This window comes from Paraburkholderia sp. SSBN10T (assembly GCF_056619545.1).
Window position 1 is genome coordinate 447,485 of record NZ_JBWQQI010000003.1, and the last position, 26,510, is coordinate 473,994.

General features: G+C 64.3%; 22 protein-coding genes. 13 read left to right on the forward strand and 9 right to left on the reverse strand.

What is annotated here, in order from left to right; all coding sequences use genetic code 11:
• Positions 1–417: 417 nt before the first annotated feature.
• Positions 418–1,899 carry an aldehyde dehydrogenase family protein gene (locus tag AC1ECK_RS06875; RefSeq protein ID WP_480317231.1) on the reverse strand — a complete coding sequence of 494 codons (1,482 nt, stop codon included), beginning with the start codon at positions 1,897–1,899 and terminating at the stop codon, positions 418–420.
• Positions 1,900–2,123: 224 nt separating this feature from the next.
• On the opposite strand from AC1ECK_RS06875, the gene AC1ECK_RS06880 reads away from it, so the two are divergent.
• The 6 genes from AC1ECK_RS06880 (at position 2,124) to AC1ECK_RS06905 (ending at position 8,934) form a co-directional block, all read left to right on the forward strand.
• The gene (locus tag AC1ECK_RS06880) at positions 2,124–2,987 is read left to right on the forward strand and encodes a GNAT family N-acetyltransferase (protein WP_480317233.1); all 864 of its coding nucleotides are present in this window, start codon (positions 2,124–2,126) and stop codon (positions 2,985–2,987) included.
• Positions 2,988–3,049: 62 nt separating this feature from the next.
• Positions 3,050–3,985: a 2-hydroxyacid dehydrogenase gene (locus tag AC1ECK_RS06885; protein ID WP_480317235.1), complete on the forward strand. Its 936-nt coding sequence runs from the start codon at positions 3,050–3,052 to the stop codon at positions 3,983–3,985.
• 299 nt (positions 3,986–4,284) lie between these two features.
• On the forward strand, positions 4,285–5,664 hold the full coding sequence (locus tag AC1ECK_RS06890; protein ID WP_480317237.1) for an aminotransferase class III-fold pyridoxal phosphate-dependent enzyme: 1,380 nt from the start codon (positions 4,285–4,287) through the stop codon (positions 5,662–5,664).
• Positions 5,665–5,847: 183 nt separating this feature from the next.
• Positions 5,848–6,330: an Lrp/AsnC family transcriptional regulator gene (locus tag AC1ECK_RS06895; protein WP_480317239.1), complete on the forward strand. Its 483-nt coding sequence runs from the start codon at positions 5,848–5,850 to the stop codon at positions 6,328–6,330.
• A 95-nt stretch (positions 6,331–6,425) separates the two neighbouring features.
• Positions 6,426–7,907, forward strand: coding sequence for an NAD-dependent succinate-semialdehyde dehydrogenase (locus AC1ECK_RS06900; protein ID WP_480317241.1), 1,482 nt, complete (start codon positions 6,426–6,428; stop codon positions 7,905–7,907).
• 46 nt (positions 7,908–7,953) lie between these two features.
• Positions 7,954–8,934 (forward strand): M14 family metallopeptidase, encoded by a 981-nt coding sequence (locus tag AC1ECK_RS06905; RefSeq protein ID WP_480317243.1) that lies wholly within the window; start codon positions 7,954–7,956, stop codon positions 8,932–8,934.
• Between the two features lie 87 nt (positions 8,935–9,021).
• On the opposite strand, the gene AC1ECK_RS06910 is transcribed toward AC1ECK_RS06905, so the two are convergent.
• The 6 genes from AC1ECK_RS06910 to AC1ECK_RS06935 form a co-directional block, all read right to left on the reverse strand.
• On the reverse strand, positions 9,022–9,405 hold the full coding sequence (locus AC1ECK_RS06910) for a cupin domain-containing protein (RefSeq protein WP_480317245.1): 384 nt from the start codon (positions 9,403–9,405) through the stop codon (positions 9,022–9,024).
• A gap of 85 nt (positions 9,406–9,490) precedes the next feature.
• Entirely contained in the window at positions 9,491–11,359 is a 1,869-nt protein-coding gene (locus AC1ECK_RS06915; protein WP_480317247.1) for an ABC transporter ATP-binding protein, read from the reverse strand.
• 1 nt (position 11,360) lies between these two features.
• Complete coding sequence (locus AC1ECK_RS06920; protein ID WP_480317249.1) at positions 11,361–12,269, reverse strand: ABC transporter permease; 909 nt, start codon at positions 12,267–12,269, stop codon at positions 11,361–11,363.
• Positions 12,270–12,343: 74 nt separating this feature from the next.
• Positions 12,344–13,297, reverse strand: a complete 954-nt coding sequence (locus AC1ECK_RS06925) for an ABC transporter permease (protein ID WP_480317251.1) — start codon at positions 13,295–13,297, stop codon at positions 12,344–12,346.
• A gap of 113 nt (positions 13,298–13,410) precedes the next feature.
• Positions 13,411–14,985, reverse strand: a complete 1,575-nt coding sequence (locus AC1ECK_RS06930; RefSeq protein ID WP_480317253.1) for an ABC transporter substrate-binding protein — start codon at positions 14,983–14,985, stop codon at positions 13,411–13,413.
• A 533-nt stretch (positions 14,986–15,518) separates the two neighbouring features.
• Entirely contained in the window at positions 15,519–16,670 is a 1,152-nt protein-coding gene (locus AC1ECK_RS06935) for a porin (protein ID WP_480317255.1), read from the reverse strand.
• A 793-nt stretch (positions 16,671–17,463) separates the two neighbouring features.
• On the opposite strand from AC1ECK_RS06935, the gene AC1ECK_RS06940 reads away from it, so the two are divergent.
• The 3 genes from AC1ECK_RS06940 to AC1ECK_RS06950 all read left to right on the forward strand — a co-directional run bounded on the left by AC1ECK_RS06940 (position 17,464) and on the right by AC1ECK_RS06950 (position 21,485).
• Positions 17,464–19,428, forward strand: coding sequence for an FUSC family protein (locus AC1ECK_RS06940; RefSeq protein ID WP_480317257.1), 1,965 nt, complete (start codon positions 17,464–17,466; stop codon positions 19,426–19,428).
• Between the two features lie 190 nt (positions 19,429–19,618).
• Complete coding sequence (locus AC1ECK_RS06945; RefSeq protein WP_480317259.1) at positions 19,619–20,692, forward strand: Dyp-type peroxidase; 1,074 nt, start codon at positions 19,619–19,621, stop codon at positions 20,690–20,692.
• Positions 20,685–21,485, forward strand: a complete 801-nt coding sequence (locus tag AC1ECK_RS06950) for a family 1 encapsulin nanocompartment shell protein (RefSeq protein ID WP_480317261.1) — start codon at positions 20,685–20,687, stop codon at positions 21,483–21,485. Before AC1ECK_RS06945 ends, AC1ECK_RS06950 begins: the two co-directional genes overlap by 8 nt.
• 186 nt (positions 21,486–21,671) lie before the next feature.
• Here AC1ECK_RS06950 and AC1ECK_RS06955 read toward each other — a convergent pair whose 3' ends face one another.
• On the reverse strand, positions 21,672–22,370 hold the full coding sequence (locus tag AC1ECK_RS06955; protein ID WP_480317263.1) for a DJ-1/PfpI family protein: 699 nt from the start codon (positions 22,368–22,370) through the stop codon (positions 21,672–21,674).
• An 84-nt stretch (positions 22,371–22,454) separates the two neighbouring features.
• On the opposite strand from AC1ECK_RS06955, the gene AC1ECK_RS06960 reads away from it, so the two are divergent.
• Positions 22,455–23,438: a GlxA family transcriptional regulator gene (locus tag AC1ECK_RS06960; protein ID WP_480317265.1), complete on the forward strand. Its 984-nt coding sequence runs from the start codon at positions 22,455–22,457 to the stop codon at positions 23,436–23,438.
• An 85-nt stretch (positions 23,439–23,523) separates the two neighbouring features.
• On the opposite strand, the gene AC1ECK_RS06965 is transcribed toward AC1ECK_RS06960, so the two are convergent.
• On the reverse strand, positions 23,524–24,423 hold the full coding sequence (locus AC1ECK_RS06965) for a LysR substrate-binding domain-containing protein (protein WP_480317267.1): 900 nt from the start codon (positions 24,421–24,423) through the stop codon (positions 23,524–23,526).
• A gap of 100 nt (positions 24,424–24,523) precedes the next feature.
• Between AC1ECK_RS06965 and AC1ECK_RS06970 the strand changes: the two genes are divergently transcribed.
• The 3 genes from AC1ECK_RS06970 (at position 24,524) to AC1ECK_RS06980 (ending at position 26,509) form a co-directional block, all read left to right on the forward strand.
• Positions 24,524–25,591, forward strand: a complete 1,068-nt coding sequence (locus tag AC1ECK_RS06970; protein WP_480317269.1) for an alkene reductase — start codon at positions 24,524–24,526, stop codon at positions 25,589–25,591.
• A gap of 330 nt (positions 25,592–25,921) precedes the next feature.
• The gene (locus tag AC1ECK_RS06975) at positions 25,922–26,143 is read left to right on the forward strand and encodes a hypothetical protein (RefSeq protein WP_480317271.1); all 222 of its coding nucleotides are present in this window, start codon (positions 25,922–25,924) and stop codon (positions 26,141–26,143) included.
• A gap of 108 nt (positions 26,144–26,251) precedes the next feature.
• A complete protein-coding gene (locus AC1ECK_RS06980) occupies positions 26,252–26,509 on the forward strand; it encodes a hypothetical protein (RefSeq protein WP_480317273.1) in 258 nt (85 codons plus the stop codon).
• The last annotated feature ends 1 nt before the right edge of the window (position 26,510 follow it).

Consider the following 26,510-nt stretch of genomic DNA (forward strand, 5'->3'; position numbering starts at 1 on the left):
GGCGCGCCATGCCGCGCTGCGGCAGTCGTTGAATGCGCGGCGACGGCTGCTGAAATGAATTACACCACCCCAAAAAATCCGGGTTGTCGTGTTATCGACGCTGCTGAACACACAATCCGCCGTTTTACGCCGCCCGCGCAGCACACTATGCGGCAGCACTTCGGGGGAGCCGGGGATGCGCTCCGCTGGGGTGGGTATGCCCGGCTACGAGCGCGTTCAATAAGGCTAATCAAGGCTCGGCGGGTCGCACAGCGGCTTTGCTCAAACCGCCATGTAAACGGCAACGGCCGCATCGGAAACCGATGCGGCCGTCCTGGGAAGCTGAAACCGCCTCGGCCAGCAGCAGATCGTGCTGTGCGCGGCGGGGTTTATGTCTGAGGTTTGGGCGGCGCTTGTGCCGATGTCCGGTCCATGTGCTCAAGCACCCTGGTTCAGATCGATCAGCACGCTCTTGAAACGCAGATTCGCCTCGAACGCCTGGCGCCCCAGATCCTTGCCGAGCCCCGACTGCTTGTAGCCGCCGGTCGGAATGACGAAATCGGCGGTCCGTCCATAGCGATTGATCCACACCGTGCCCGCTTCGATGCTGCGCATCGCCCGCAGGGCGCGGCTCAAATCCGCGGTATGCACGCCAGCAGCAAGCCCGTACTTCTCGTGGCTCGCCAGCGCAAGCGCCTCGTCTTCATCGTCGAAAGTCTGCACCGTCAGAACCGGGCCGAACACTTCTTCGCGCACGGCCTCCGAGGCGGCGGTCACGTTGGTCAGGATGGTCGGCGCGTAGAAGGCACCCTCGCCGGCGACCGGCAGGCGCATGCCGCCTGTCGCGATCTGCGCGCCCTGCTCGACGCTACGTTCGACAATGCCTTCGATACGCTGCGCCTGTTTGGCCGAGATGATCGGCGGCAGCGTCGTGCCCGCGGCCCATGTGTGCCCGGGCCGCAACGCGGCAAATGCAGCGCCGATGCCGTCGATCAGGCGCGGCGCGGCCGAGCGCTCGACGATCAGGCGTGACCCCGCCACGCACACCTGCCCCGCATTGCCGGCAATCGCGCCGGCGATGCGGCGCGCCACCAGGTCGAGATCCGGCGCATCCGCGAACACCACTTGCGGGCTCTTGCCGCCGAGTTCGAGCGTGACGGGCTTGGTACCGGTCTGCGCACAGGCCGTCATGATCGCGGCGCCGGTCTGGCTCGAACCGGTGAAGGTCACCTTGGCGATCTTCGGATGACGCACCAGCGCGTCGCCCGTGATGCGGCCGTCGCCCTGCACCACGTTGAAAATGCCCGGCGGAATGCCGGCTTCGATCGCGAGTTCCGCGAGGCGCAGCACCGAGAACGGCGTCATCTCCGAGGGTTTGAGCACCACCGCGTTGCCTGCTGCCAGCGCCGGCGCAAGCTTCCACGACGCCATCACCAGCGGGAAATTCCACGGGGCGATCGCACCGATCACGCCGTATGGCTCGGCGACAATCATGCCGAGATGGTCAGGACGGGTCGCCGCCACCTCGCCGCCGATCTTGTCGGCGAACTCCGAATAGAAGCGGATGCCCTCGGCCGTGAACGGCACGTCCCACGCGGCGGCATCGCGGATCGGCCGGGTCGAGCCGACCGACTCCAGGCGCGCCAGCGTTTCCACATCCGCCTCGATCAGTTCGGCCCAGCGGCGCAGCGTGCGCGCGCGTTCGCGCGGCGCACAGCGGGCCCAGTCGCTGGTTTTGAAGGCGTGCCATGCGTTCTCGACAGCACGATCCACCAGATCGGCGTCGGCCACGGGCAAATCCGCGTACACCGTGCCGTCCGAGGGCCGCGTCACATCGAGTGCGGCGACGCCGTCCACATAGCGGCCGCCGATAAAGTGCGCGCTGCGCACGGCAATCAGAGCGGGATCGAAGCTATCCATTGTGTCCATTCCAGTTCGCAGACGAGATGCGGATCATGGTACGGGCGATGCCGCAGCATTTGCTGCCATCATGGCCGGGGGCGACCGCCAGAAGTGCGCGTTATGAGGGGCGCAGGCAGTGGAGCATGCGGTATTCCCACCAGCCTGCCTGCGCAATAAGATCGTCCTAGCCGCGACGCACGGCGGATGCGACATTACGCAGGCATATTGAAGAGGAGTGGAAAGTGACTCAACCGCTTGCTGCAGCACCCGTTCGGTTTCGTCCGCTGACGGCCGGCGATCTGCCCGCCGCGCACGACCTGTCGGTAGCGGTCAAATGGCCGCATCGCCGCGAAGACTGGGAATTCGCGCTGAACCTGGGCGCAGGCGTCGGCGCCGAGGACCCGAGCGGACTCCTCGGCACCGCTTTGCACTGGAAATTCGGCGCGGATCACGCCTCGCTCGGCATGGTGATCGTCGCCCCTGAGCAGCAAGGCCGCGGCATCGGCCGCGATCTGATGACCCGCACCATGGACGCGCTCGGCGAGCGCACCACTTTCCTGAACGCCACGCGCGCCGGCCAGCCGCTCTACGAAAAGTTCGGTTTCAAGGCCATCGGCAGCATCCACCAGCACCAGGGCACGGGCGGCGCGCATCCGCCGGCCGTGCAACTCGCGCCCGGCGAGCGGATTCGTCCGCTCGGCGCCCGCGATCCGGACCGCCTCGCGGCCTTGTTGAACCGGGCGGCCGGTTACGACCGCACGCAGGTGCTCGCCGCCTTGCTGAACGTGGCCGAAGGCGTGGTGCTCGATCGCGACGGCGAGCCGGTCGGCTTCGCGCTGATGCGCCGCTTCGGCCGTGGTCATGTGATCGGACCACTGGTGGCGCCGCATATCGAAGGCGCCCAGGCGTTGATCAGCCATCTGGTCGGTTCGAACCCGGGCAAGTTCGTGCGCATCGACGTCGACGGCGCGTCCGGCCTGTCCGACTGGCTCGACAGCCTCGGACTGCAACAGGTGGATGCCGTGGTCACCATGGTGCGAGGCGCCGCGCCGCAGCCGGAAGGCACGGCACGGGTCTTCGCCATCACCAACCAGGCGCTCGGTTAAGCGCCGGCGGATTCCGGCCCAATCCAGCCACAACCCCAGCGAACTCGATCGGACCTCACGCGATGACCTTCCTCTACAAGGCCGACCCCGTGCGCGGCGCGCAATGGGCGCGCCTGTTTGCCGAGAAAGCGCCGCAGATTCCCTTTCGCATCTGGCCGGACGGCAGTTCCGGCGATGCCGCCGCTGCGGTCCGTTACCTCGCTGTGTGGGAAGCGCCGCGCGATCTCGCCGCAACCTTCCCCAATCTGGAAGTGGTGTTTTCGGTGGGCGCGGGAATCGACCAGTTCGACCTGTCGGCCATTCCCGCGCATCTGCCGGTCGTGCGGATGATCGAACCGGGCATCGTGGCGGGGATGGTCGATTACGTGACGCTCGCTACGCTCGCGTTGCACCGCGACTGGCTGACCTATGCCGCGCAGCAACGCGAAGGCCGCTGGCAGCAGTTGCGCACCCGGGTCGCCGGCGAGCGGCGGGTGGGCGTGCTGGGTCTCGGCGTCCTCGGCCAGGCCGTGCTGACACGCCTTGCCAGCTTCGGCTTTCAATGTGCAGGCTGGAGCCGCTCGCCGCGCACGCTCGATGGGATCGAATGCTTCGCGGGCGCCGAAACGCTGCCGCAATTTCTGGCCCGCACCGATATTCTGGTGTGCCTGCTGCCGCTCACCGACGCGACGCGTCATATCCTGAACCGCGATCTGTTCGCGCAGTTGCCGCGCGGGGCCTCATTGATCAACACGGGTCGTGGCGGCCATCTGCGCCAGGACGATCTGCTGGACGCGCTCGACAGCGGGCAACTGAGCGCCGCCGTGCTCGATGTGGCGGACCCCGAACCGCTCGCAGCAGACCATCCGCTGTGGCGGCACCCGCGCGTGATGATTACGCCGCACGTCGCCAGCATGACCCAGCCGGACAGCGCCGTCGAAGTCGTGCTCGACAATCTGCGCCGCCATCGCGAAGGCGAACCGCTAGTGGGACTCGTGGACCGCACACGCGGATATTGAAGCTTCACGCGTGCCAGTGGCCATTGGTCATTGGCGCGCGTTTTTTGCCCCATCGCTGCGGCTTGCCGGGCCGCAGTCACTGCGCTGCCGCCGGCGCACCCCTCCTGCCCCGCAGCACAAAATGCTGCACCGCCTGCAAAAACACAATTCCCGCCTTCCAGCGGCGCCGAATCCCAACGTCTTCGTTGTTTCTGTCCCGCTACCATGGTTTGCATGCGGTTCGCGCCCGCGGCACGCGTTGCGCGCACCATTCCGGCACTTCGTGCATTGCTGCGCGCACAACTCACGCACCCCATACCATGTCCACGTCCTCACTGATCGAATCCGACCGCAAACATCTGATCCACCCGGTAGCCAGCCTGCGCGCTCACGAGCAGCGCGGCGTCACCGTTCTCGAATCGGGCCGCGGCGCGTGGCTGCGCGACAGCGAAGGCAAGGAGCTGCTCGATGCCTTCTCGGGCCTGTGGTGCGTCAATACCGGCTACGGCCACGACAGCATCGTGCGCGTTGCGGCCGAACAGATGAGCCGGCTGCCCTACGCCACCGGCTATTTCCACTTCGGCTGCGAACCGGCTATCCGGCTCGCGGAACAACTGGTCGAGCTGGCGCCGAACTCGCTGCGTCACGTGTATTTCACGCTAGGCGGCTCGGATGCGGTGGACGCGGCGATCCGCTACATCACGAACTTCTACAACGCGACCGGCCGGCCGCAAAAGAAGCAGTTCATCGCACTGGAGCGCGGGTATCACGGTTCGTCGTCGGTGGGGGCGGGACTGACTGCGCTCGGCGCGTTTCATCAGAACTTCGATCTGCCGTTGCCGAACCAGCATCACATTCCGTCGCCGTATCCGTATCGCAGCGAGGTGGGTGACGATCCGCAAGCCGTCATCGACGCCTCGGTCGCCGCATTGCGCGCGAAGGTGGCGGCGCTCGGCGCCGAACGCGTGGCCGCCTTCTTCTGCGAGCCGATCCAGGGCTCGGGCGGCGTGATCGTGCCGCCCAAGGGCTGGCTCAAGGCGATGCGCGACGCATGCCATGAACTCGACATCCTGTTCGTCGCCGACGAAGTCATCACCGGCTTTGGCCGTACCGGCCCGCTGTTCGCTTGCGCCGCCGAAGACGTCGAGCCAGACCTGATGACGGTCGCCAAGGGACTCACCGCCGGCTATGCACCGATGGGCGCCGTGCTGATGTCCGACGAGGTCTATAACGGCATTGCCGATGGCGCGGGCACCGGCTCGGTGGTGGGTCACGGCCAAACCTACTCGGCGCATCCGGTGAGCGCGGCCATCGGTCTCGAAGTGCTGCGGCTCTATCACGAAGGCGGCTTGCTCGCCAACGGCGTAGCTCAAGCGCCGCGCTTCGAAGCCGGCCTGCAAGACCTGCTCGACCATCCGCTGGTGGGCGACGCGCGCAGCCGCGGCCTGCTCGGCGCGCTCGAACTGGTGGCCGACAAAGCCACCAGGCGCCGCTTCGATCCGGCACTGAACCTGAGCGAGCGGATCGCCACCACGGCTTATCGCAACGGGCTGATCTTCCGCGCCTTCAACGACAACATCCTCGGTTTTGCTCCCGCGCTGTGCTATCAGCGCGAAGAGTTCGACGTGATGTTCGAACGCCTGCGCAAGACGCTCGATACCGTGCTGGAAGCACCCGAAGTGCGCGCGAGCCTTGCCTGAAGTCATGCCCGAGGCGAGACCTCGGGAATGACCCGGCAGCCTTGCGGCGCACCGCTGTAACTCGCCGGAAGGCTTGCTGCGTAAGGGTTTGCCGTGAAATTTTTTCGTGACGGAGCGTGCTACGATAGTTCCGTCACCGCGCTTCCATAGGTCACTGCCTCCGTGTCAACCAATGCTAGTTCAATGAAGCTGGACCGCATCGATCTGCGTATCCTGTCCCAGCTCCAAAAGAAGGGCCGCATAACCAATGTCGACCTCGCGGACGCCGTCGGCCTGTCGCCGAGTCCGTGCCTGATTCGCGTGAAGCGTCTCGAGAAGGCCGGGTACATAGCGGGCTACGGCGCGCATCTGCAGCTCAACAAGCTCGGCGACGTCCAGCTCGTGTTCACCGAGGTGACCTTGCAGGATCATCGGCGCGAAGACTTTGCCAAGTTCGAGGCCAGCATCCGTACGGTGGATGAAATTGCCGAGTGCCACCTCGTGAGCGGCGGCTACGACTATCTGCTCAAGTTCGTGACGCGCAGCGTCGTGCATTACCAGACGGTGATGGAAGATCTGCTGGAACGCAATATCGGCATTGAAAAGTATTTCAGCTATGTCGTCATCAAGTCGCCGTTCGTGAAGAACCATTACCCGATTGAGAGCCTGTTTCCGCTGACTGACTGATTCAACGGCGGGCGCAAAGTCAGCGCCCTCGCCTCGAAGCCCGCTTTCCAGGCACTCTGCTTCGTTATCCTCAACTCTTATTCCCGGTGGTTGCCATGCCCCTCACTCTCCAGCGCCCCGAACTCTTCCGTTCACACAACTTCATCAACGGCGAGTGGTGCGACGCCCACAGCGGTGCGCGCTATCCAGTCAGCGATCCGGCCACCGGCAGCGAATTTACGAGCGTTCCCGACAGCAGCGACGCCGACGCCAAGGCGGCGGCAGATGCTGCGCACACTGCATTCGACACCTGGCGCGAGCGCACCGCCCGCGAACGTGCGCAGTTTCTCAAACGCTGGCACGCTGCCATCGTCGCCAACAGCGAAGACCTCGCGCGCATCATTTCGCGCGAGCAGGGCAAACCGCTCGCCGAAGCACGCGGCGAAGTGGCCTATGGCGCATCGTATGTGGAATGGTTCGCGGAGGAAGCCGTGCGCAGTTACGGCGACATGATGCCCGCCTTGATGCCAGGCAAGCGGATGATGGTCGTGAAGGAACCCGTCGGCGTAGTCGCGGCGGTAACACCGTGGAATTTCCCGCTGGCGATGATCGCCCGCAAGATCGCGCCGGCGCTGGCGGCCGGCTGCACGGTGGTGGCCAAGCCGGCCGAAGACACGCCGCTTACGGCGCTCGCTCTCGCGCGTCTGGCCGAAGAAGCCGGGTTGCCCGCGGGCGTGCTGAACGTCGTGACCGCCTCGCGCGAGCACACGCCCTCCACCGTCGCGAACTGGCTTACCGATTCGCGCGTGCGCAAGATCACCTTCACCGGCTCGACGCCGGTCGGCAAGCATCTGGCGCGCGAATCGGCGGATACGCTGAAGAAGCTCTCGCTGGAACTGGGCGGCAACGCCCCGTTCATCGTATTCGACGACGCGGATCTCGACGCCGCGGTCGACGGCCTGATGGCGTCGAAGTTTCGCAACGGCGGCCAGACCTGCGTCTGTCCGAACCGGGTCTACGTGCAAAGCAGCGTGTACGACGCCTTCGCCCGCAAGCTGGTGGACCGCGTGGCCGCGCTGCGCGTAGGGCCTGCCACGCGTGAGGACTCGCAGATCGGCCCGATGATCAACGCGCGCGCGGTCGACAAGATCGAGCGCCATGTGCAGGATGCGCTCGCGCACGGCGCAACGGTGCTGACCGGCGGCCGCCGCCTACAAGGCGAAAGCCTCGACGGCCCGCATTACTACGCGCCCACGGTTCTTGGCAACGCCAATCGCGAGATGGCGCTGTTCCGCGAAGAGACATTCGGTCCGGTCGCACCGTTGTTCCGCTTCGACAACGACGTCGACGTGCTGCGCGAAGCCAACGACACGCCGTTCGGACTCGCGGCATACTTCTATTCGCGCGATGTGCGTCGCATCTGGCGCGTCGCCGGGCGGCTCGAAAGCGGCGTGATCGGCATCAACGAGGGCGCCGTCGCCAGCGAGGCGGCGCCGTTCGGCGGCGTGAAGGAATCGGGCTATGGCCGCGAAGGTTCGCGCTATGGGCTCGACGATTACCAGCACATCAAATACCTTTGCCAGGGCGGTCTTGGCTGATCCCTGCAAAAGACCTTACTTCTATCGACTGCGAATGGACCCTCTTATGACAACCCAATCCCCGCAGCAGGACCACGCTTATCCGGTCGACGTCGAATTTCCCGACCTGAGCGGCTATGCAGCAGGCAATACCGGCATTCCGTACGTCTACACGTTCGATAGCGGCGTGCCCGGCCCGCACGTGATGATCAACGCGCTCACTCACGGCAACGAGGTGTGCGGTGCGATCGCGGTCAAGGCGCTGCTGGACCTTGGCGTGCGGCCGCGACGCGGCAAGCTCACACTCGCGTTCGCCAACATCGAGGCTTACCTGAGCTTCGATGCATCCCGGCCAGACGCGTCGCGCTTCGTCGACCAGGACTTCAACCGCGTCTGGACTGCGGCCAAACTCGGTGACGCAAGCACGGATTCAAGCGAACTGCGACGTGCGAGGGCGATGCGTCCGGTAATCGATACGGTGGATATGCTGCTCGACCTGCATTCGATGCACGAACGCAGTGCGCCGCTGATCGTGTCGGGCCCGCTGGACAAAGGCATTGCTCTGGCTCGCGCGCTGGGCGCTCCTGCCACGGTCATCAGCGACGAAGGCCACCCGGAAGGGCGGCGCATGCGCGACTATGCGGACTTTGGCGATCCGCAAAGCCCACGCAATGCCTTGCTGGTGGAGTGCGGCCAGCATTGGGAGCCGTCGGCAGTGGTGGTGGCGAAAGACTGTACGGCGCGTTTTCTGGTGCTGGCGGGCGCGCTCGACGCAGCCGATCTGCCCGCTGACTGGTTTGCACCTAAGCCGGATGCGATGCGCGTGATTCGCGTCACGCAACCGGTGGTGGCAAAGAGCATGGATTTCCGTTTCGCCGATGCTTATACCGGTTTGGAGACGTTTGCCAAAGCGGGCACCGTGATCGGCTGGAATGAGGGCGAGCCGGTGGCCACGCCTTATGACAATTGTGTGCTGGTGATGCCGTCGTTGCGGCAACTGAGGCCAGGGGTCACGGTGGTGCGTCTCGGGCAGTTGCTGGAGAACTGAGTGGCGAATTGAGTAGCGAACCCAGCGCGGTAGCCCCACGCGAAGTGTGAAGCGGCGCTCATGGCGGCCCGCTTCACACCGGCTCACTCAGACGTTCTGCACAAACATATACTGCTTCGTGACCTTCTCGGTCACTTCAAACACGCCGCGAAAACCCTCCGGCACCATCACCGCGTCGCCCGGCCCGAACGGCTTGCGTTCGCCCTCATCGGGCACGATCGCGCCAATGCCCGAGAGCACGTGAAAGAACTCGAACTGGCCCTGCGGGAAGTCGATCCGCCATGCACCTGCGGTGCCGCTCCAGATACCGCTGCTGACCTTGCCGTCGGCGCGCTCGAAAGCGGGCCAGTCGCGCCGCTCGGGCTGACCGCGCAGCAACCGCTCAGGACTCAGCGAGAGCAGTGTGCCCTCGCCCTGCGGCTCGTTGAAACACAGACTCTGCACGGGGCTGACAGATGAAGACTGCGACATGACTTGATGCTCTCTGAAGTAGGTCGATGATGGTGTTGAAGATTTCAGGCTGTGCCAGACAGAGCGGCACGCGCGGCATGCCGGCTCATGCCACTGTGCCTTCGCGCACCGCCGGGCCCTGCTGCAGGCTCAGCAAATCAAGCTCCGTACGATGGCACAAGACCTCTGCACCGTTCGACAGTTGCCGGCGTGCCGGCGCCGTGGTGTTGCACAAGCCGTCCACACGCAACGGACAGCGCCCGAGGAACGTGCACAGTTCCGAATGCTCCGCACGCGGCCCGACGGGCGGCAACTCGCTATGGCAGCGCACGGTAGCTTCGTCGAGCCAGCCCGTGCGCAACTCCGGCGCCGACGAAATCAGCAGGTCGGCATACGGATGGAACGGCGGCGCGCACAGCGCGGCGCGATCGCCGGCCTCGACGCGGTGCCCCGAATACAGCACGACGATGTCGTCGCTGATGGCGCGCATCTTGCCGATGTCGTGGGTAATGAACAGGTACGACACGCCCAGCTTGCGTTGCAGATCGGCGAGCAGATCGAGAATCGCCGCCCCCACCACGGTATCGAGCGCCGAGGTCACCTCGTCGCACAGAATCAGGTCGGGCTCGGCCGCCAGCGCCCGCGCGAGGTTGATCCGTTGCTTCTGGCCGCCCGACAATTCGCCGGAGCGGCGCGTGGCGAGCGCGGCGGGTAGACGTACCAGATCGAGCAGTTCGGCGACACGCTGCCGCGCACGCTCGCCCTTCATGCCGTGATAGAACGCAAGCGGCCTCGACAGAATCCGTTCAACCGTATGGACCGGATTCAAAGCCGTATCGGCGTTCTGAAACACAATCTGGATGCGCCGAAACTGTTCCTTGGTGCGCCGATTCAACCGCGCAGGCATCGGTTCGCCGTCGAGCAGCAACGAGCCGCTCGCCACCGGCACCAATCCCGCAATGACCTTCGCGAGCGTGGTCTTGCCGGAACCGGACTCGCCGATCACGCCGACGGTCTTGCCGCGATGAATCACCAGATCCACGTCGTCCAGAATGCGCGCGGCCGGAAAGCCCTTCGCATCGACCTTGCCGTAACCCGCGACCAGACGTTTGACCTCCAGCAACGGCCGTTTGTCGGCCCCGGCCGCAGGGCTGACGTCAGGACGCGCGCCGCGCGGCGTCGGCATGACTGCGGCGATCAGGCTCTGGGTGTACGCATGGGACGGCGCATTGAGAATCTGCGCTGTGTCGCCCACTTCACGAATCGCACCATCGCTTAGCACCACGATACGATCGGCCATTTGCGCGACCACCGCCAGATCGTGCGACACATACACTGCCGTCGTGCCGAGTTCCTTCACGACCCGCTTGAACGCCTGCAACACGTCGATCTGCGTGGTGACGTCGAGCGCCGTGGTCGGCTCGTCGAGAATCACCAGTTCGGGGTCCGTAATCAGCGCCATCGCTGCCAGCAGCCGCTGCAACTGCCCGCCCGATACCTGGTGCGGATAGCGCTTGCCGATCCGTTCGGGATCGGGCAGCGCCAGCGCGCGAAACAGTTCGACGGCTTTGGCCTGCGCAGCGGCCTTGCTCATGGTCCGATGAATCAGCGCGCTTTCGATCACCTGATCGAGAATCGTGCGCGCCGGATTGAAGGCCGCCGCCGCGCTTTGCGCAATATAGGCAACCTTGCGGCCGCGCAGCGAAGCCAGTTGCTCGGGCGTGAGCGCGCGTACGTCGCTCTCGCCCACCCGGATCGAGCCGCCGGCAATCCGGCAACCAGTGCGCGCGTGCCCCATCAGCGACAACGCGATCGTCGTCTTGCCGGAGCCGGATTCGCCGATCAGCGCAAGGACCTCACCGCGTGCCACCGTAAAGTCGATATCGTGCACGATGGTCGTTTCGGGCCGCCCTTCGCTGCTGCCCACCACCCGCAGGCCGCGCACTTCAACGAGGTTGTCGTGTGTCGTGTTCATCTCAGCGAGCCTCCGCGGCACGGCGCAAACGCAGACGCTTGCCACGCCCAGGCAGACCGTCGATCAGCAGGTTGACGCCGACCGTCAGGATGGCAATCGCGATCGCCGGCATCAGGACCACAGGCGCACCGTCGCCGAGCCCGGCGATGTTTTCCCGCACCAACGAGCCGAGGTCGGCGTACGGCGGCTGGACGCCCAGCCCAAGGAAGCTGAGGCTGCTCAGCAACAGCACCACGAACACGAAACGCAAGCCGAGATCGGCCAGCATCGGATGAATCATGTTCGGCAGGATCTCCACGCAGCAGATATAGATGGCGTTTTCGCCGCGCACCTTCGCCACCTGCACGTATTCGAGCGCGCTGATGTTCACGGCCAGCGAACGCGCAATCCGATAAGCGCCCGGCGTATAGCTGATCCCTGCCGTCAGCACCAGCAAGGTCAGCGACGAGCCGAACGCCGCCACGATCATCAGCGCAAACATCTTGGTCGGAATCGAGCTCACCGCATCGAGGACGCGACTCATCGTCTCATCGACGGCGCGGCCCGCGACGGCGGCCAGCAAGCCGAGCCCGGTCCCGCACAGGGCGGCAAACAGCGCCGCCGCCAAGGCCAGCAGCACGGTGAGACGCGTGCCGTACATGATGCGGCTCAGCATGTCGCGGCCCAGATAGTCCGAGCCGAGCGGCAGATGCGCGCTGAACGGCGCGAACACGTCCTGGGTGACGATCGCGCCCACCGGATACGGCGCGAGCCACGGCCCGAAGATCGCCACCAGCAAGGCCAGCGCCACCATCGCGGCGCCGATCCAGCCGCTCAACGACAGGGCCGGCACGCGGCGCGCCGGCCGCCTGGCCGGAGGTGTCGGCGCGGCGCCGCCGCCGGACGGCACGGGTGAATGAGGGGCGGGCATGGCAGAACTCCTTCTGAGCGCCGCATCGGCGTGCGTCGGTGAACCAGGATCGACGGCGGACGAATGGGGAATGTTCATGTCCGCAGCCTCGGGTTGGAGACGATCGCGCACAGATCCGCCAGCAGCACCAGGATCAGGTAACCGAGGCAGAAGATCAGCGTGCAGGCTTGCACCAGCGGCATGTCGCGATTGCTGACCGCATCCACCATCAGGCGCGCGAGGCCGGGATAGTTGTAGATCGTCTCGACGATGATCACGCCACCCAGCAGATACGACAGGCTCAGCGCCACCGCATTGGCAATCGGGCCGATCGCGTTCGGCAGCGCGTGCAGCAGCACCACGCGCGCCGGGCGGGCACCCTTGAGAATCGCCATTTCCACGTACGAGGAACCGAGCTGCTCGATCACCGCCGCCCGCGTCATGCGCGCCATCTGCGCGATGATCACGCAGCACAGCGTAATCACCGGCATCGCATAGGCGCGCATGAAGTGTTCGAAGCTGTCGATCTCGCCGCCGTACGACAGGGCCGACAGCCAATGAAGCTTGACCGCGAAAACCAGCACCGCAAATGTGGCGATCAGAAACTCGGGCGTCGCCACCAGCGCCAGGGTGCCGAGACTGACGATGCGATCGAGCAACGAGCCGCGCTTCACTGCGGCGAGAATGCCGAGTGAAATGGCAATCGGCACCGAGACGAGCGTCGTGATGGCGGCGAGCTGCAGCGACTTCGGCAAGCGGCCGGCAATCATCTCGCTGACCGGCAGACTGCTCGACTGCGACATGCCAAAGTCGCCGCGCAACAGGCCTGCGAACCAGTGCAGATAGCGCAGATAGGCCGGCTGGTCGAGGCCGAACTGCAGCCGCAAGGCGGCGATCGTTTCCGGCGTCGCCGCCTGGCCGAGCGCCTGCTGCGCGGCGTCGCCGGGCAGCAGGTTGGTAATCGTGAAGATGATCATCGACACGATCAGCAGAATCAGCAGCGTCAGCGCAATGCGCCTGACGATCAACGCTGCAACGGTCTGGTTCATCGCACGGGCCTCCTGGGAGGATTGCAGAGGCCGGTGGCGCAACTCGCGTTGCGCCACCGGATAGCCGGACTAAACCGCGGGACCGGACGGCCGGTCCGCCAGCGCCTGGCGGATCAGGCGTCCCACCAGACGTTTTCGGCAAACGAAAAGCCCATCATCCCGCCGGTCGGAATCGAGCCGAGGCCCTTGAGGCGCTTGTCGTAGCCGTCGAGCAGGCTGATGAACGACGGAATGCCGATACCGCCCTGGTTGCTGACGATGGTCTGCATATCAGCGTACATCTGCTTGCGCTTGGCGTCGTCGGTTTCGGCGCGCGCCGTGAGCAGCAACTGGTCGAATTGCGGATTCTTCCAGCCCGATTCGTTCCACGGGGCATCCGATTTGAAGAACTGCGTGAACAGCACGTCCGCACTCGGGCGCGGATTGATGCTGCCGAAGCCGAGCGGATGCTTCATCCAGTGGTTCGACCAGTAGCCGTCGGGCGGCACGCGGTTCACCGTCAGGTTGACGCCGATCTTCTGCGCCGACAATTGCATCATCTCGGCCATTTCGATCGAACCGTTGGCGTCGGAGGTCGCGTAGATCGGCGGCAGCGTCAAGCCGACGGCACCCGCTTTCTGCAGATGGAACTTGGCCTTGTCCGGGTCGTACGGACGCTGCGGCAAACCGGCAAAGTAGTAGCGATGACCCGGGGGAATCGGCTGATCGTTGCCGATCACCGCATAACCGCGAAACACCGCCGTGCGGATCTGCTCGCGGTCGAACAGATACTTCATGCCCTGCACGAAATCCGGATTGCCGGTGAGCGGATTGTCGCGCCGCATGATGAGGTCGGTATAGAGACCCGACTTGGTTTCCTTGATCGCATAGCCGGGCGTCGACGCCACGCGCTGTGTGGCGCGCGGATCGACCGCACTGATCAGATGGACGTCGCCCGAGAGTAGCGCGTTCACGCGTGCCGAGTCGTCGCCGATGCCGATCAGCTCCACCTCGTCGAGGTAGGGCTTACCCGGACGCCAGTAATTGTCGTTGCGTGCGCCGACCGTGCTGACACCCGGCTTGAAGGTTTTCAGCTTGTACGGTCCGGTGCCCACCGCCGTCGAGAAATCGGTGGTGCCGTCCTTGATGATGACGAGCTGCGGCGTGGCGAGAATCGCCGGCAGATCGGCGTTCGGCGTCGTCAAGGTGATCTGCACTTCGTCCGGGCCGCTGGCCTTGACCTCGTCGAACTGGTCGGCTACCGATTTCACTTTCGAGGCCGTCGCCGGGTTCTTGTGGCGCATCAGCGAGTACGCGACGTCGGCGGGCGTCAGCGCCTTGCCGTCGTGGAAGGTCACACCCTTGCGCAGCTTGATGGTCCAGACCTTGGCGTCGCTGCTGGTGAACGACTCGGCCAGCGCCGGCTGAGGCGTCAGGCTGGCGTCGAACTGCGTGAGCCCGCTATAGAACATGAAGAAGCGGATGTAATCGGCGCCAGTCGAGCCCTTGGCGGGGTCCAGCGTGTCCGCGGTCGAACTGGAGTCATAGGCAGCCCGAATCTTTCCGCCCTTCTTCGGCGTGTCGGCGAAGGCGCTGGCAGCGCCCGCCAGCATCCCGCCGGCGCCCGTGGCAAGCATGCCGCCCGCAGTCAATACACGCATCATGTCGCGGCGGCTGAAACCGGCTCGTTTGATTTCGTCGTCGTTCATGGTATCTGCTCCTGGGACCAAGGAAAGAATCAATCTGGATTGTGGTTGGCTGCTTGCCCCGTCAAGGCACGAAGCGTTGCGGGTTGAGTGAATTTAAGCACCGCAAAATTAACGGAATGTCCTGATTCGGCATCGCGCGCAAGCGAAACGAATCGTTTTGATGGCGCTTCACAGCATGAATTGCTGCGCGCGTTGAGGCATGCGGCTCTCAGGCCGGCAGGACGGGCGTTGCGGGGATTGCACGGCACGCGCAAGCGGGCCGCAGGGCCTTGGGCGGGCATTCTGACGCGCGCCGGGACGCCCCGGATGGCGGCTGTCAGCCGTAGATGGCAGAATTAAATGTTTACTGTGGCGGGCGGCGGCATGATATGCCGCGTCCGCCGACGGCCGGTTTGGGATGCTTGTGTTCGAAGAACGGTCGTCGCGGCGCACCCGCACAAATAAAAAAGACTCATCGAGTATCTAGCAATACACGATGAGCCAGGAAAAGACATCACGTCACGCGTACGGCATCACGTGATGCCGCGTGGCGGTTAGAACTTGTGACGGATAGCCAGACGCACGACGAGCTGGTTGGAGGTCGTGGACGGGGCGTCGGTGCCCGGGATGAAGGCATCGTCGAGGATCGAGTTGGTCTTGCTGCCCGCCACCTTCTGATAGGCGCCCTGGACGTAAAAGTCCGTACGCTTGGACAGGTTGTAGTCCGCCATCAGACCCACCGAGTGGATCTTCGGCTTGACCGTGCCCGTCGACGCTTCGTAGTTTTCCATCGTGTAGACATACTGTGCGCCCACGTAGAACGCCGGGGTGAACTGATACTTGCCGTTCACTTCGAAGTTCTGATACTTCAGCGTGTTCAGCGTCGAACCGGTTGCGACGATTGCGCCCGGCGTGCCGAGATAGCCGTTGCCCGTCGGGTTCTTGTAGTTCGAGTTGGTGTACGCGAAGCCGACCGTGGCCGGGCCGAACGTGTAGTTCACGCCGGCGCCGAACACGCGCATGCGCTCGGCGATAAAGCTCGCGTCATTGGACGTGATCGCGCCAGCGGAGCCGGCGCCCGGGTTGTTCGCCTGCAGGTAGGCGGCTGCCAGCAGCAGGCCGCCGTTGGTGTATTGGGCACCGAAGCTGTACGCGCGGTTGTTCGCGAAGTTCGTGTCGTTGCTGAACGCGTAAGCGCCGCCGAACTGGAAGCCGGAGAGTTCCGGGCTCGCGTATTTGACGGTATTGTCCAGACGGAACGAGTTGTCCGTGTTGTCGTTGTCATACGGGTGCGCAAACAGATAGCCTGCCCAGTTGCCGTTAGCCGTGGTCTGCGCGAGGTAGTCCACCACCGAGTCGTACTGGCGGCCGAAGGTGACTGTACCGAACCTGTCGTCGCTCAGGCCGACGTAGGCCTGACGGCCGAACTCGCGGCCACCCTGATTCAGCTTGCCGCTGTTCACGTCAAAGCCGTTTTCCAACTGGAAGATTGCCTTCAGGCCGCCGCCCAGATCTTCCGAGCCCTTGAGACCCCAACGGCTGCCCTGGGCATAGCCGCTTGCCATTTCGTACACGTGACCGCCGCCGGCGTTATTCGTGTAATCAATGCCTTCGTCGATCACGCCATACAACGTGACGCTGCTTTGGGCGAATACAGGGGCAGCAAATGCTGCAGATACAGCCAGTGCAATGACTTGCTTTTTCATTCAGATCTCCGGGCACTTGAAGAATATTTAAACGACGCGCTTTTAAACTGCCATTGCGGGTCAACGGCAAACTTCGTTGGCAGTTGCGGGTTCGGAAACACACAACGGGACGGATGCTTGCACGCCGATAGCAGGGCGTCTATCCGGGGAAGACGAGAAGCGAAAAAAGCGTTGTGAAATACCAACCGGAAGCGATGCAATCCTCAGGATTGACTTCGCTATAAGGCCTCGAATGAAGTCATTTCCGCGCTTTGCCACCGTTGTTTAAGCGTTCCGCTATGCACAAAATCAGGAGCACAAAAAGATCAGTCTGGCCCAATAAGCTATCGCGAAAATATACTGAGGATGGCGTATTAAATGTTATTCGATAGCAAGTGAATTCCGTTTTGCGATCTGTCGTTCGACAAGCCGCCGCACGTCCTGCGCGTCCATGGAGCGCACCGTTTTTCGGCACTGCCGGCCCAGTCCGGCGCCGGACTGGGCAGCCCGCCCCGCCGGCGCCACCTTTCGAAATACCTTCGTCCGGTACCGCGCACTTTTATCGCTTTGCTGGACACAGCGAATTTTGACCAGATATGATCCGGGAAAACCCGAACATGCCGCCGCTCCGCGAAGCCCTCTTCCAGCGGCCGATGCGGTCATGCGCGGGTAGTCGTTTGTCGTCGAAAGGGCTGTTAGCCGGTGATCCCGGCTAACAGCCCTATTCGTCGGCTTGAAGCAAACGGGTCCACGCCCGCTCTGTCGCAGTCGGCCACAAGCCGGTCTCGACCTCCTAGCCTGGATATCATCGATCATGATTGCTGTCGCGTTTTCACGCGTCGCCGGCCGCCTGCTGGTTGCGGACCCGGGACTCGTACGCCTCCAAACCGCGTTGCGCGCCGCGCTTGCCTGCCTGTTGAGCGGCATTGCCTGCGTCGCGTGGACGGCCGCTCACCACCTGCCGATCACCTTGGCCGCCCTGGGCGTCCTGTTCAGCATGGTCGCCCCGCTGTTCTTGCGCGACGCGCGCCGCAGCGCGTGGTTCACCACCCTGCTATCCCTCTATCTGTGCGCTTGCGCGAATTTCGCCGTTGCCGCGGCATTGAGCCGCTATCCGCTCGCGGGCGACGCCGGCTTCCTGCTCGTCATGTTCACGGGCATGCTCTGCCAGGCGTGCGGCCCACGAGCGCTCGGCTGCGCGATGCTCGGCGTGGTTACTTTTTATCTCGGGCTGTATCTGCACCCAACGGCACCAGAGATCATGCAATCGATCGCCTTATCGGTTGCCGGCCCCGTGATGGTGGCACTGGTGGGGCAAGTGCTCGTGCCCATGAAGGCAGCGCGGACCTTGCGGCTGGCCGTGCATACCGTCACGCTGCGCGCCGGGCGCGTGCTGGCCGCCGCGCGTGCGGCACAGGCACCGGGCATGGCCGCTGCGGCGCGCGTCTCCGAACTGAACGAGGCCGCCCTTGCGCTCGAAGAACAGCTCGCGCTGCTCAATCCGCCCGATGCGGCGATGCTTCGCGAACGGCTCGTCGAACTGGAGGTGGCGGCCGGCCAGACCAGCTTCGGCGCCGCTTCATTTGGCGCTGCTTCACTCGCGGTTGAGCATGACCCTCTGCGCCGCGCCATCGAACGGCTCGAGGAAGCCGCCCGGCCGCGGCGAGCCGTGTCGGCGCCGCCGCTAGCGCGCGGCACAAAGAGCGCGGCCACCTGGTTCGGCGAGATCCGCGCCAAACTCGCGTGGCTGCCGGCGGCGCGCGCCACCACCGCGGCGTTGTTGGCCATGGTGATCGGCCATTCGCTGTCGCCGGAACGCTGGTTCTGGGCGGTGATAACGACCTTCGTCGTGTTTCTCGGCACGCGCTCGCGCGCCGACACCGTCTACCGAGGCGCACAACGGCTTGCCGGGACGCTCGCGGGAGCGCTCGTCAGCGTGCTGCTGGCCGTGTCGCTGCACGACGCACCGATGCTGATGGCCGCGGCAATGGTGCTGTGCGTCTTCGGCTGGGCGTACTACATCCTGAACGCTTACGCGCCCGGTGTGTTCTTTATCACCGTGCTGGTCGGCCTCGTTTATGGACAACTGGGATTTGCGATGGGGCCGCTCGTCGAGTTGCGCATCGAGGAAGTGCTGGTGGGTTGCATCGTCTCGTTTGCCGTCGCAATCCTGATGATGCCGCTCGCGGCCACGCGTCACGTCGAGGCGCGGCTTGCCGCCGTGCTGGCGGCGCTCAGGCAGGTAGTGCAGCTCGCTGCCGCAACGGATGCGCCGACGCACGCCGCGGCGGCAAGCACGGCAATGCGTGCGCTCGATCGTAGCTGGCATGACCTGCGCATCGCCTTGCGGCCGCTGCAAACCCAGCGGGTTTTCGTCTGGAATCCGGGGATCGAGCTTGCGACCGGCTCGTTGCTCAGTTGTCTGCACTGGGCGCGCGTGCTGAGCCGCCGCGATGAAACGGCACTTGCCACAAGTAAGGAGAGCGACCTGGTTTCCACTGCTGCCAGTGTGGAGCACGCCGCGTCGATTCTCGCGCGGCTCGATGTCATGCTTGCCCGCTATCAGGCAAGCGCTCCGGTGTCGGTTGTGGGAGAGCAGATCGGACAGGCGTCGAGACCGTTGCAAGACGCAGTGATCACAGCAGCAAGCGATCCAGACCACGCCCAAACTCTCGCGCAACTCGATGGCGCAGTGGCGCAGCTTGCCGAGCGCCTCACGCATCCGAGCGCCAACCTGCACAAACGCTTGAACTGGACCCTGCGCACGAGGAGCGCTTAAGACCTTTCGGCATCGGCACTACATGCGCCCCGCCCACGGCTGGGGCGCATGCGTAACGCAACAAATCGCCCTTCGGCGCAGCAAATCCCCCTCCCTGCTACGCTTGTCATCCTTCGCCCCATTGGGTGTTATATCCTGTGGCCCAGTACTTCGTGGCGCCCCTACTACCCCGCTCTGAAAGGCCGAAGCGATGTCCGACACCCCGATCCCCGTTGCTGTCCCCCCCGAACCCCAAGCCGTCTCCTCATCAGTGAAGACGAGTGCAATCTTCATCGTCGCCACCGTCAACCCGGACCCGACAAGTCATGAAACCGTGCGCGCATGGTGCGCCGATATCGCCGCGCTAGTGCGATCGGTCGGCAAGCGCGTGCCGGCCGGCGGCCTCTCTTGTGTCTGCGCGTTCAGCTCGAATGCCTGGGGCACGCTGTTCGGCGCGCCGCGCCCGGCAGGCCTGCACCCGTTCCGCGAATTCGGCTCGGGCGAGCGCCTCGCGATGGCGACGCCCGGCGATATCCTGCTGCACATTCGCGCCGACCAGATGGATCTGTGCTTCGAACTGGCCACGCAACTGATGGGCCGGCTCGGCACCGCCGCGACCACGGTCGATGAAGTGCACGGCTTTCGCTTTTTCGATCAGCGCAGCATGGTCGGCTTCGTCGACGGCACCGAGAACCCGACCGGTAACGAGGCCGTCACGTTTACCGTGATCGGCGCAGAAGACCGGGAGTTTGCCGGCGGCAGCTATGTGCTCGTGCAGAAATACCTGCACGACATGACCGCGTGGAATGCGCTCACGGTCGAAGCGCAGGAGCGCGTGATCGGCCGCACCAAACTCTCCGATATCGAACTCGACGACGCCGTGAAGCCCACCTGCTCCCACAGCTCGCTCACGACACTCGAAGAGAACGGCCAGGAAATCAAGATCCTGCGCGACAACATGCCGTTCGGCCGGCCGGGTTCCGGCGAGTTCGGCACGTACTTTATCGGCTATGCGCGCTCGCCCGCGCCGATCGAACAGATGCTCGAAAACATGTTTGTCGGCCGCCCGCCCGGCAACTACGACCGGCTGCTCGATTTCAGCCGCGCGGTCACCGGCGGCCTGTTCTTTGTGCCGTCGCAGACACTGCTCGAAGCGCTGGCCGAGCGCAATCCCGCCGCGGCGGCGAATGCATCCGCCGCCCCCGAATCCCTGCCGTCTGCCGAGACTGTCAGCGATGGTTCGCTGAAGATCGGCTCTCTCAAAGGAGCACCTCAGCATGAATAACCTGCATCGCGAACTCGCCCCCATCTCTGCGGCCGCCTGGTCGGAAATCGAGGAGGAAGTCGCGCGCACCTTCAAACGCTCCGTGGCCGGACGCCGCGTGGTCGATCTGAAAGGGCCCGGCGGCGCCAGTCTGAGCGCGGTCGGCACAGGTCATCAGTCGGCCATCGCCGCGCCGCAGGAAGGCGTCAGCGCCCGCCAGCGCGAAGTGAAAGCGCTGGTGGAACTGCGCGTGCCGTTCGAATTGCAACGCGACGCCATCGACGACGTGGAGCGCGGCGCGCTCGACTCCGACTGGCAGCCCGCCAAAGATGCTGCGCAACAACTGGCGTACGCGGAAGACCGGGCGATTTTCGATGGGTATAAGGCGGCCGGTATCGTCGGCATCCGCGAAGGCTCGTCGAATCCCACGCTGCCCTTGCCGGCGAATGTCAGCGACTACCCGGCCGTGATCGCGAAGGCGCTCGAGCAGTTGCGGCTTGCCGGTGTCGACGGCCCGTACTCGGTTCTGCTGGGCGCCGACGCCTACACCGCGGTCAGCGAGGCGAGCGATCAAGGCTACCCGGTGCTTGGACATCTCAAGCGGCTGGTGAACAGCGAAATCGTCTGGGCGCCGGCTATCGACGGCGGCAGTGTGCTGTCGACCCGCGGCGGCGACTTCGAACTGCATATCGGCCAGGACCTGTCCATCGGCTATCTGAGCCATACGGATCAGGTGGTGCGCCTGTACCTGCAGGAGACGCTGACCTTCCTGTTGTTGACGAGCGAAGCGTCGGTGGCGGTGCTGCCGGAATAAGCAAATCATCGGCAGCAGAAGTTCTCCACAGAAATTGTTCGCAAGCCTGTGGATAACATCAGGGCAAGCGCGCCAAGCCATTGATGCAATAGGATTCCGGCGCGCTGCTTCGGGGATGCGGCTTCTGGCGCGAAGCGAAGCCGGCCCCGCAAGGGCCTGGCGGACCTTCTTCTTCAAGGCCAGTGGTCAGCGCGGTCCGACGCGGCGATACTCGGCGGCCACCTTCTCGGTCACCGAACGACGCAACGGTAGCATCTGCGCGTTGCGCGCCAAGACCCGTTCGAGCACCTCGGCTGGAGCCGTCTCGGGACGTCCCGCATGGAAGGGCGGCTGCGGCGCATACTCCAGACCAAGCTGCACGAACTGCGCCGTGAGATCGTCGGTCAACTCGGCGACGAGCGTCAGCGCGAAGTCGATCCCCGCCGTCACCCCGCCTCCCGTCATCACGTTTCCGTCCCGCACGACCCGTCCGTCATCGGCAATCGCGCCGAACAACGGCAGCATGTCGCGCCACGCCCAGTGGCACGCCGCCCGCTTGCCCTCCAGCAAACCTGCTGCGCCGAGGATCAGCGAGCCGGTGCACACCGAGGTGATGTAGCGCGCCCCGAGCGCCAGACGCCGCACGTGATGCATGAAGAGGTCGTCGAGCATCGCGTCGGTGACGCCGCCTCCGCCGGGAACGCACACCACGTCACAATGCTCGATCGTTTCGAGAGGTGCGAGGTCCGCGAACGTCAATCCATCCGCGCTTACGGGCTTGCCGCCAATCGACGCCACCGTGACGCTCGCACCCGGCGTGCGCGCCAGCACCTGCTGCGGGCCGGTGAAGTCCAGGTGGGTCACACCTAGGTAAATGGGAAACACAACAGTGAATGGCTGAGTCATCGGGCAGCTCTCCGTGGGATTGACGAAGCCAGTCTAGCGCCTCAGACTCGCGTCTGAAATGACATTGATCCCATGATTACAGACATGACACGCGTCATCACGATTCTACTGTTTGCGGACTTTCAGTTGCTCGACATGAGCGGCCCGCTCACCGCCTTCGATTACGCCCGGCAGATCGTTCCTGGTGCTTACCGCATCAGGCTTGTCTCGGCCCAGGGCGGCGCGGTTGTGAGTTCGAGCGGTGTGAGCGTCGCGACCGAAAAGCCGGGCAAGGAAGCGCCGCACACGCTGCTGATTCCGGGTGGCCAGGGCGTGCATGCCTATGCGGCATCCGAAGAAGGCCTGGCGCTCGTGCGCAGCCTTGCGTCGCAGGCACAGCGCATCACGAGCGTGTGCACCGGTGCCTTCATGCTGGCGGCCGCGGGTTTACTGGAGCAACGCCGTGTGACGACGCACTGGCGACATGCCGCGCACCTGCAGGCGGCCTATCCGGCCTTGAAAGTCGATCCGGACAAGATCTTTATCGCGGATGGCCCAGTGTGGAGTTCGGCCGGCGTGAGCGCCGGCATCGATCTGGCGCTCGCACTGATCGACGAAGATCTCGGCCTCGAGGTTTCGCGCAGCATCGCCCGCGACATGGTGGTCTATCATCGCCGCCCTGGCGGGCAAACGCAGTTTTCCGCGCTGCTCGATCTCGAACCCGCTTCCGACCGCATCCGCAACGTCTTGCGTTTTGCCCGCGAGCATCTGCGGGAGCCACTGCCGGTCGAGCGGCTCGCGGAGATCGCGCGCCTCAGTCCCCGGCAATTTGCACGCGCGTTTCTGGCGGAAACCGGACAGACACCGGCGAAAGCCATCGAGCGCTTGCGCGCCGAGGTAGCGCGCCCCGCCGTCGAAGACAGCAAGGCACAACTTGAATGCATTGCGCGTGAGGTTGGCTTTGGCGATCCGGAGCGGATGCGCCAGGCGTTTATCCGCGCGTTCGGCCAACCGCCGCAAGCGTTGCGGCGCGCGGCACAGGCGCAGACATACGCGCCGGTACAGAACATTGATCAGGATGCCGATTGAATTTGAATTTCTATCGCTTGCTTGCCACTGTACGGGCGCCGAGTGGCAACAACATCTGGCGCCGTAAGCGCGCAGTCGAAACAGCTTATGCCTCACTCGACAACCGCGCCTTCAGGAACTCGATAAACAATCTCGTACGCGCCGGCAGCAAGCGTGTTTCAGTAATCGCATGCACTTGCACGGGTGAAAGGCTCCACTCCGGAAGCACGCGCACCAGCCGGCCCAAGGCAACATCGTCGCGCGCGAGTTGCGAGTCCAACCCGGCGATGCCCACCCCTTCGCTCGCCAGCGCGCGGCTCAGCCCGACGCTATTCATCGCAAACCGGGTGGTCGTCATCACCTCGACCGTCTCTTCGCCGCGATACAGCGTGCGCCGGACGTCGCCCTGCCGCGTCGCCCCCTGTGCAACGCACAGCACGTGCTGGCTGAGATCGTCGGGGTGCCTCAGCGGCGGCGCCTGCTTCACATAACCAGGCGCCGCATACAGGTAGCGCGGCACTCGCGCGATTGGCCGGGCCACCAGCATGGACGGCGCCGTGGGCGGCGGCCCCATGCGGATGGCGAGATCGTACGGTTCCGCCTGCAGGTCGATACGGCGCGGCGTCAGGTCAAAGTCGAAAGCGATCAACGGATACGCCCTGGCGAAATCGGCCAGGATCGGCGCCAGATAACCGGTGGCCAGATCGACGGGCATCGAAACCCGCAGCGTGCCGCTCGGCCGCTCCGCCACATCCAGCAGCGATTCATGCGCAATCCGCGCTTCCTCGACGATGCTCTGGCACCGCTTGAAATACACCTCGCCGGCCTCGGTCAGTTCAACCTTGCGGGTCGAACGGTGCAGCAGCCGCAGGCCGATAGCCTTCTCCAGCTCCGCAATATGCCGCGACAGCGTCGAATTCGGCATATCCAGCGCTTCCGCCGCGCGGCGAAAGCTGCGGGTGCGCGCCACTTCGACGAACAGGCGCATATAGCTCAACAGTTCCATGCCGATTGCTCCACTGATGGATCACTGTATTCAATTGTAGATCTTTATCTCTTGGATGGATCAGTTCAATCTGTCGATACACCCTCACCAAGGAATCGACATGAACTCCCTCTACCAAAGCACCCGTATCGGCCGCCACACCTTGCGCAACCGCCTCGTCATGGCGCCGATGACCCGTTCCCGCGCCGACGATGCGACTGGCGTGCCCTCCTCGCTCGCCGAGCAGTACTACGCCCAGCGCGCCGAGGCCGGCCTGATCGTGACGGAAGGCACGTTCCCGTCGCCGATGGGCAAAGGCTACGTGCGCACCCCCGGCATCCATTCGGACGCGCAGATCGAGGCCTGGAAGCGCATCACCGCCAAGGTGCATGCCAAAGGCGGCCTGATCTTCCTGCAACTGATGCACACCGGACGCATCTCGCACCCGAGCCTGCTGCCGAACCATGCGACGCCGGTCGCGCCTTCAGCGCTTGCCGCCGAAGGCAAAGTCTTCACCGCCTCCGGACCGCAAGACTTCGTGGTGCCGCGCGCACTGGAAACCGAAGAAATCCCGGGCATCGTCGAGGACTACCGGCTTGCCACTCGTCATGCGCTGGAAGCGGGCTTCGACGGCGTCGAATTGCACGCCGCCTCGGGCTACCTGCCGGAGCAGTTCCTGTCCTCCGGGACCAATCAGCGCACCGACCGCTACGGCGGCTCGCTCGCCAACCGCGCGCGCTTCGTGCTGGAAGTGCTGACCGCCATGGTCGAAGAGGCCGGCAGCGATCGCGTCGGCATCAAGATCGCTCCGGAGATGGGCTTTAACAGCGTGAGCGACGCCGCGCCGCAGGAAACCTATCAGTACCTCGTCCAGCGCCTCGCGCCGCTCAAGCTGGCCTACCTGCACGTCACCAAAACCAGGAGCCCGTTCGACTACCGCGCGCTCCTGCGGCCGCTGTTCGACGGCCCGTTGCTGCACGGTGGCGGCCTCGACAAGAACAGCGCGCAAACACTGATCGCCGAGGGTGGCGCGGATGCAGCCGTATTCGGCAGCCTGTATCTCGCCAACCCGGATTTGCCGCTGCGCTTCCTGAACGACGCACCGCTCAATACGCCCGAGCGTGACACGTTCTACTCGGCGGGCCCGCAAGGCTATATCGACTACCCGTTTCTGGAGAATGCAACATGATGAATCGTGCGCTTCGCATTCACGCATATGGCGGCGCCGACGCCGTCTCGATCGACCGTATTGGCGTGCCGGCGGCCGGACCCGGCAAAACCATCGTCAGACTCCAATAGTTGAGAAGGCCACACGAGCGGACAGATGATCGTCATGGATTCACTTCATTTCGGTCTGCGAAGTGAATCCATGCATTTTCGGCATGTCGACTCTGCATAGCGGGACGGTGTCATGAAAAAATAATCCAGAAATGATGTTGCGACGCAGCATTTATGCGCCTATGCTGAGTGGTGCCTGGGGCCTGCGCGCCCATCAGGCCCTCTAACTGCGGAGGCATAGATGACACATCCGCGCATAACCGATTTGACGCTGCACGTATTTGAACAGGAGGGTGGCTGGCATTGGGCTCTCACCACCGAACGATTGCGCGGCGCCGGCAAGAAAGTGGTTGCCTTCAGCGAGGAGGTATTTTCCTCGCAAGCGCAAGCGCGCGCCGACGGAGAACGCGCCGAAGCCGAATGGGAGCATGACGGCGGCCTGCGACGCTCGGAACTGGCATAACGGTGCTACGCCGGCCGGACGGTAACGCTTTGTTTCTCTTTCCGCCGTTGACGTGCTCAATCTGGTTCGGTAACTTCGACGGCTAACGTATTTGCAGGGCTGCAGTAGATGGACACAAGCTATGAAATCACGAAAGCAATCGAAATCGAGCTGAATGGCTCACGCCACCGCGGCCGCTACCGGGTGATGATGGGCACCGTCATTGTCTACTACGAGAACGAAATCAAATTCTCCGACTTCGGCATGAATACCCCGGAAGTCGTAGCAAGGTGGTTGCTGACCGATATGTCGCGCCGTGCCGAATCGAAAAAGCGTAAGGCCGGTGAGGGCGATTCCAACGCAGGTAAAGGACGCGCCAAACGCTGAC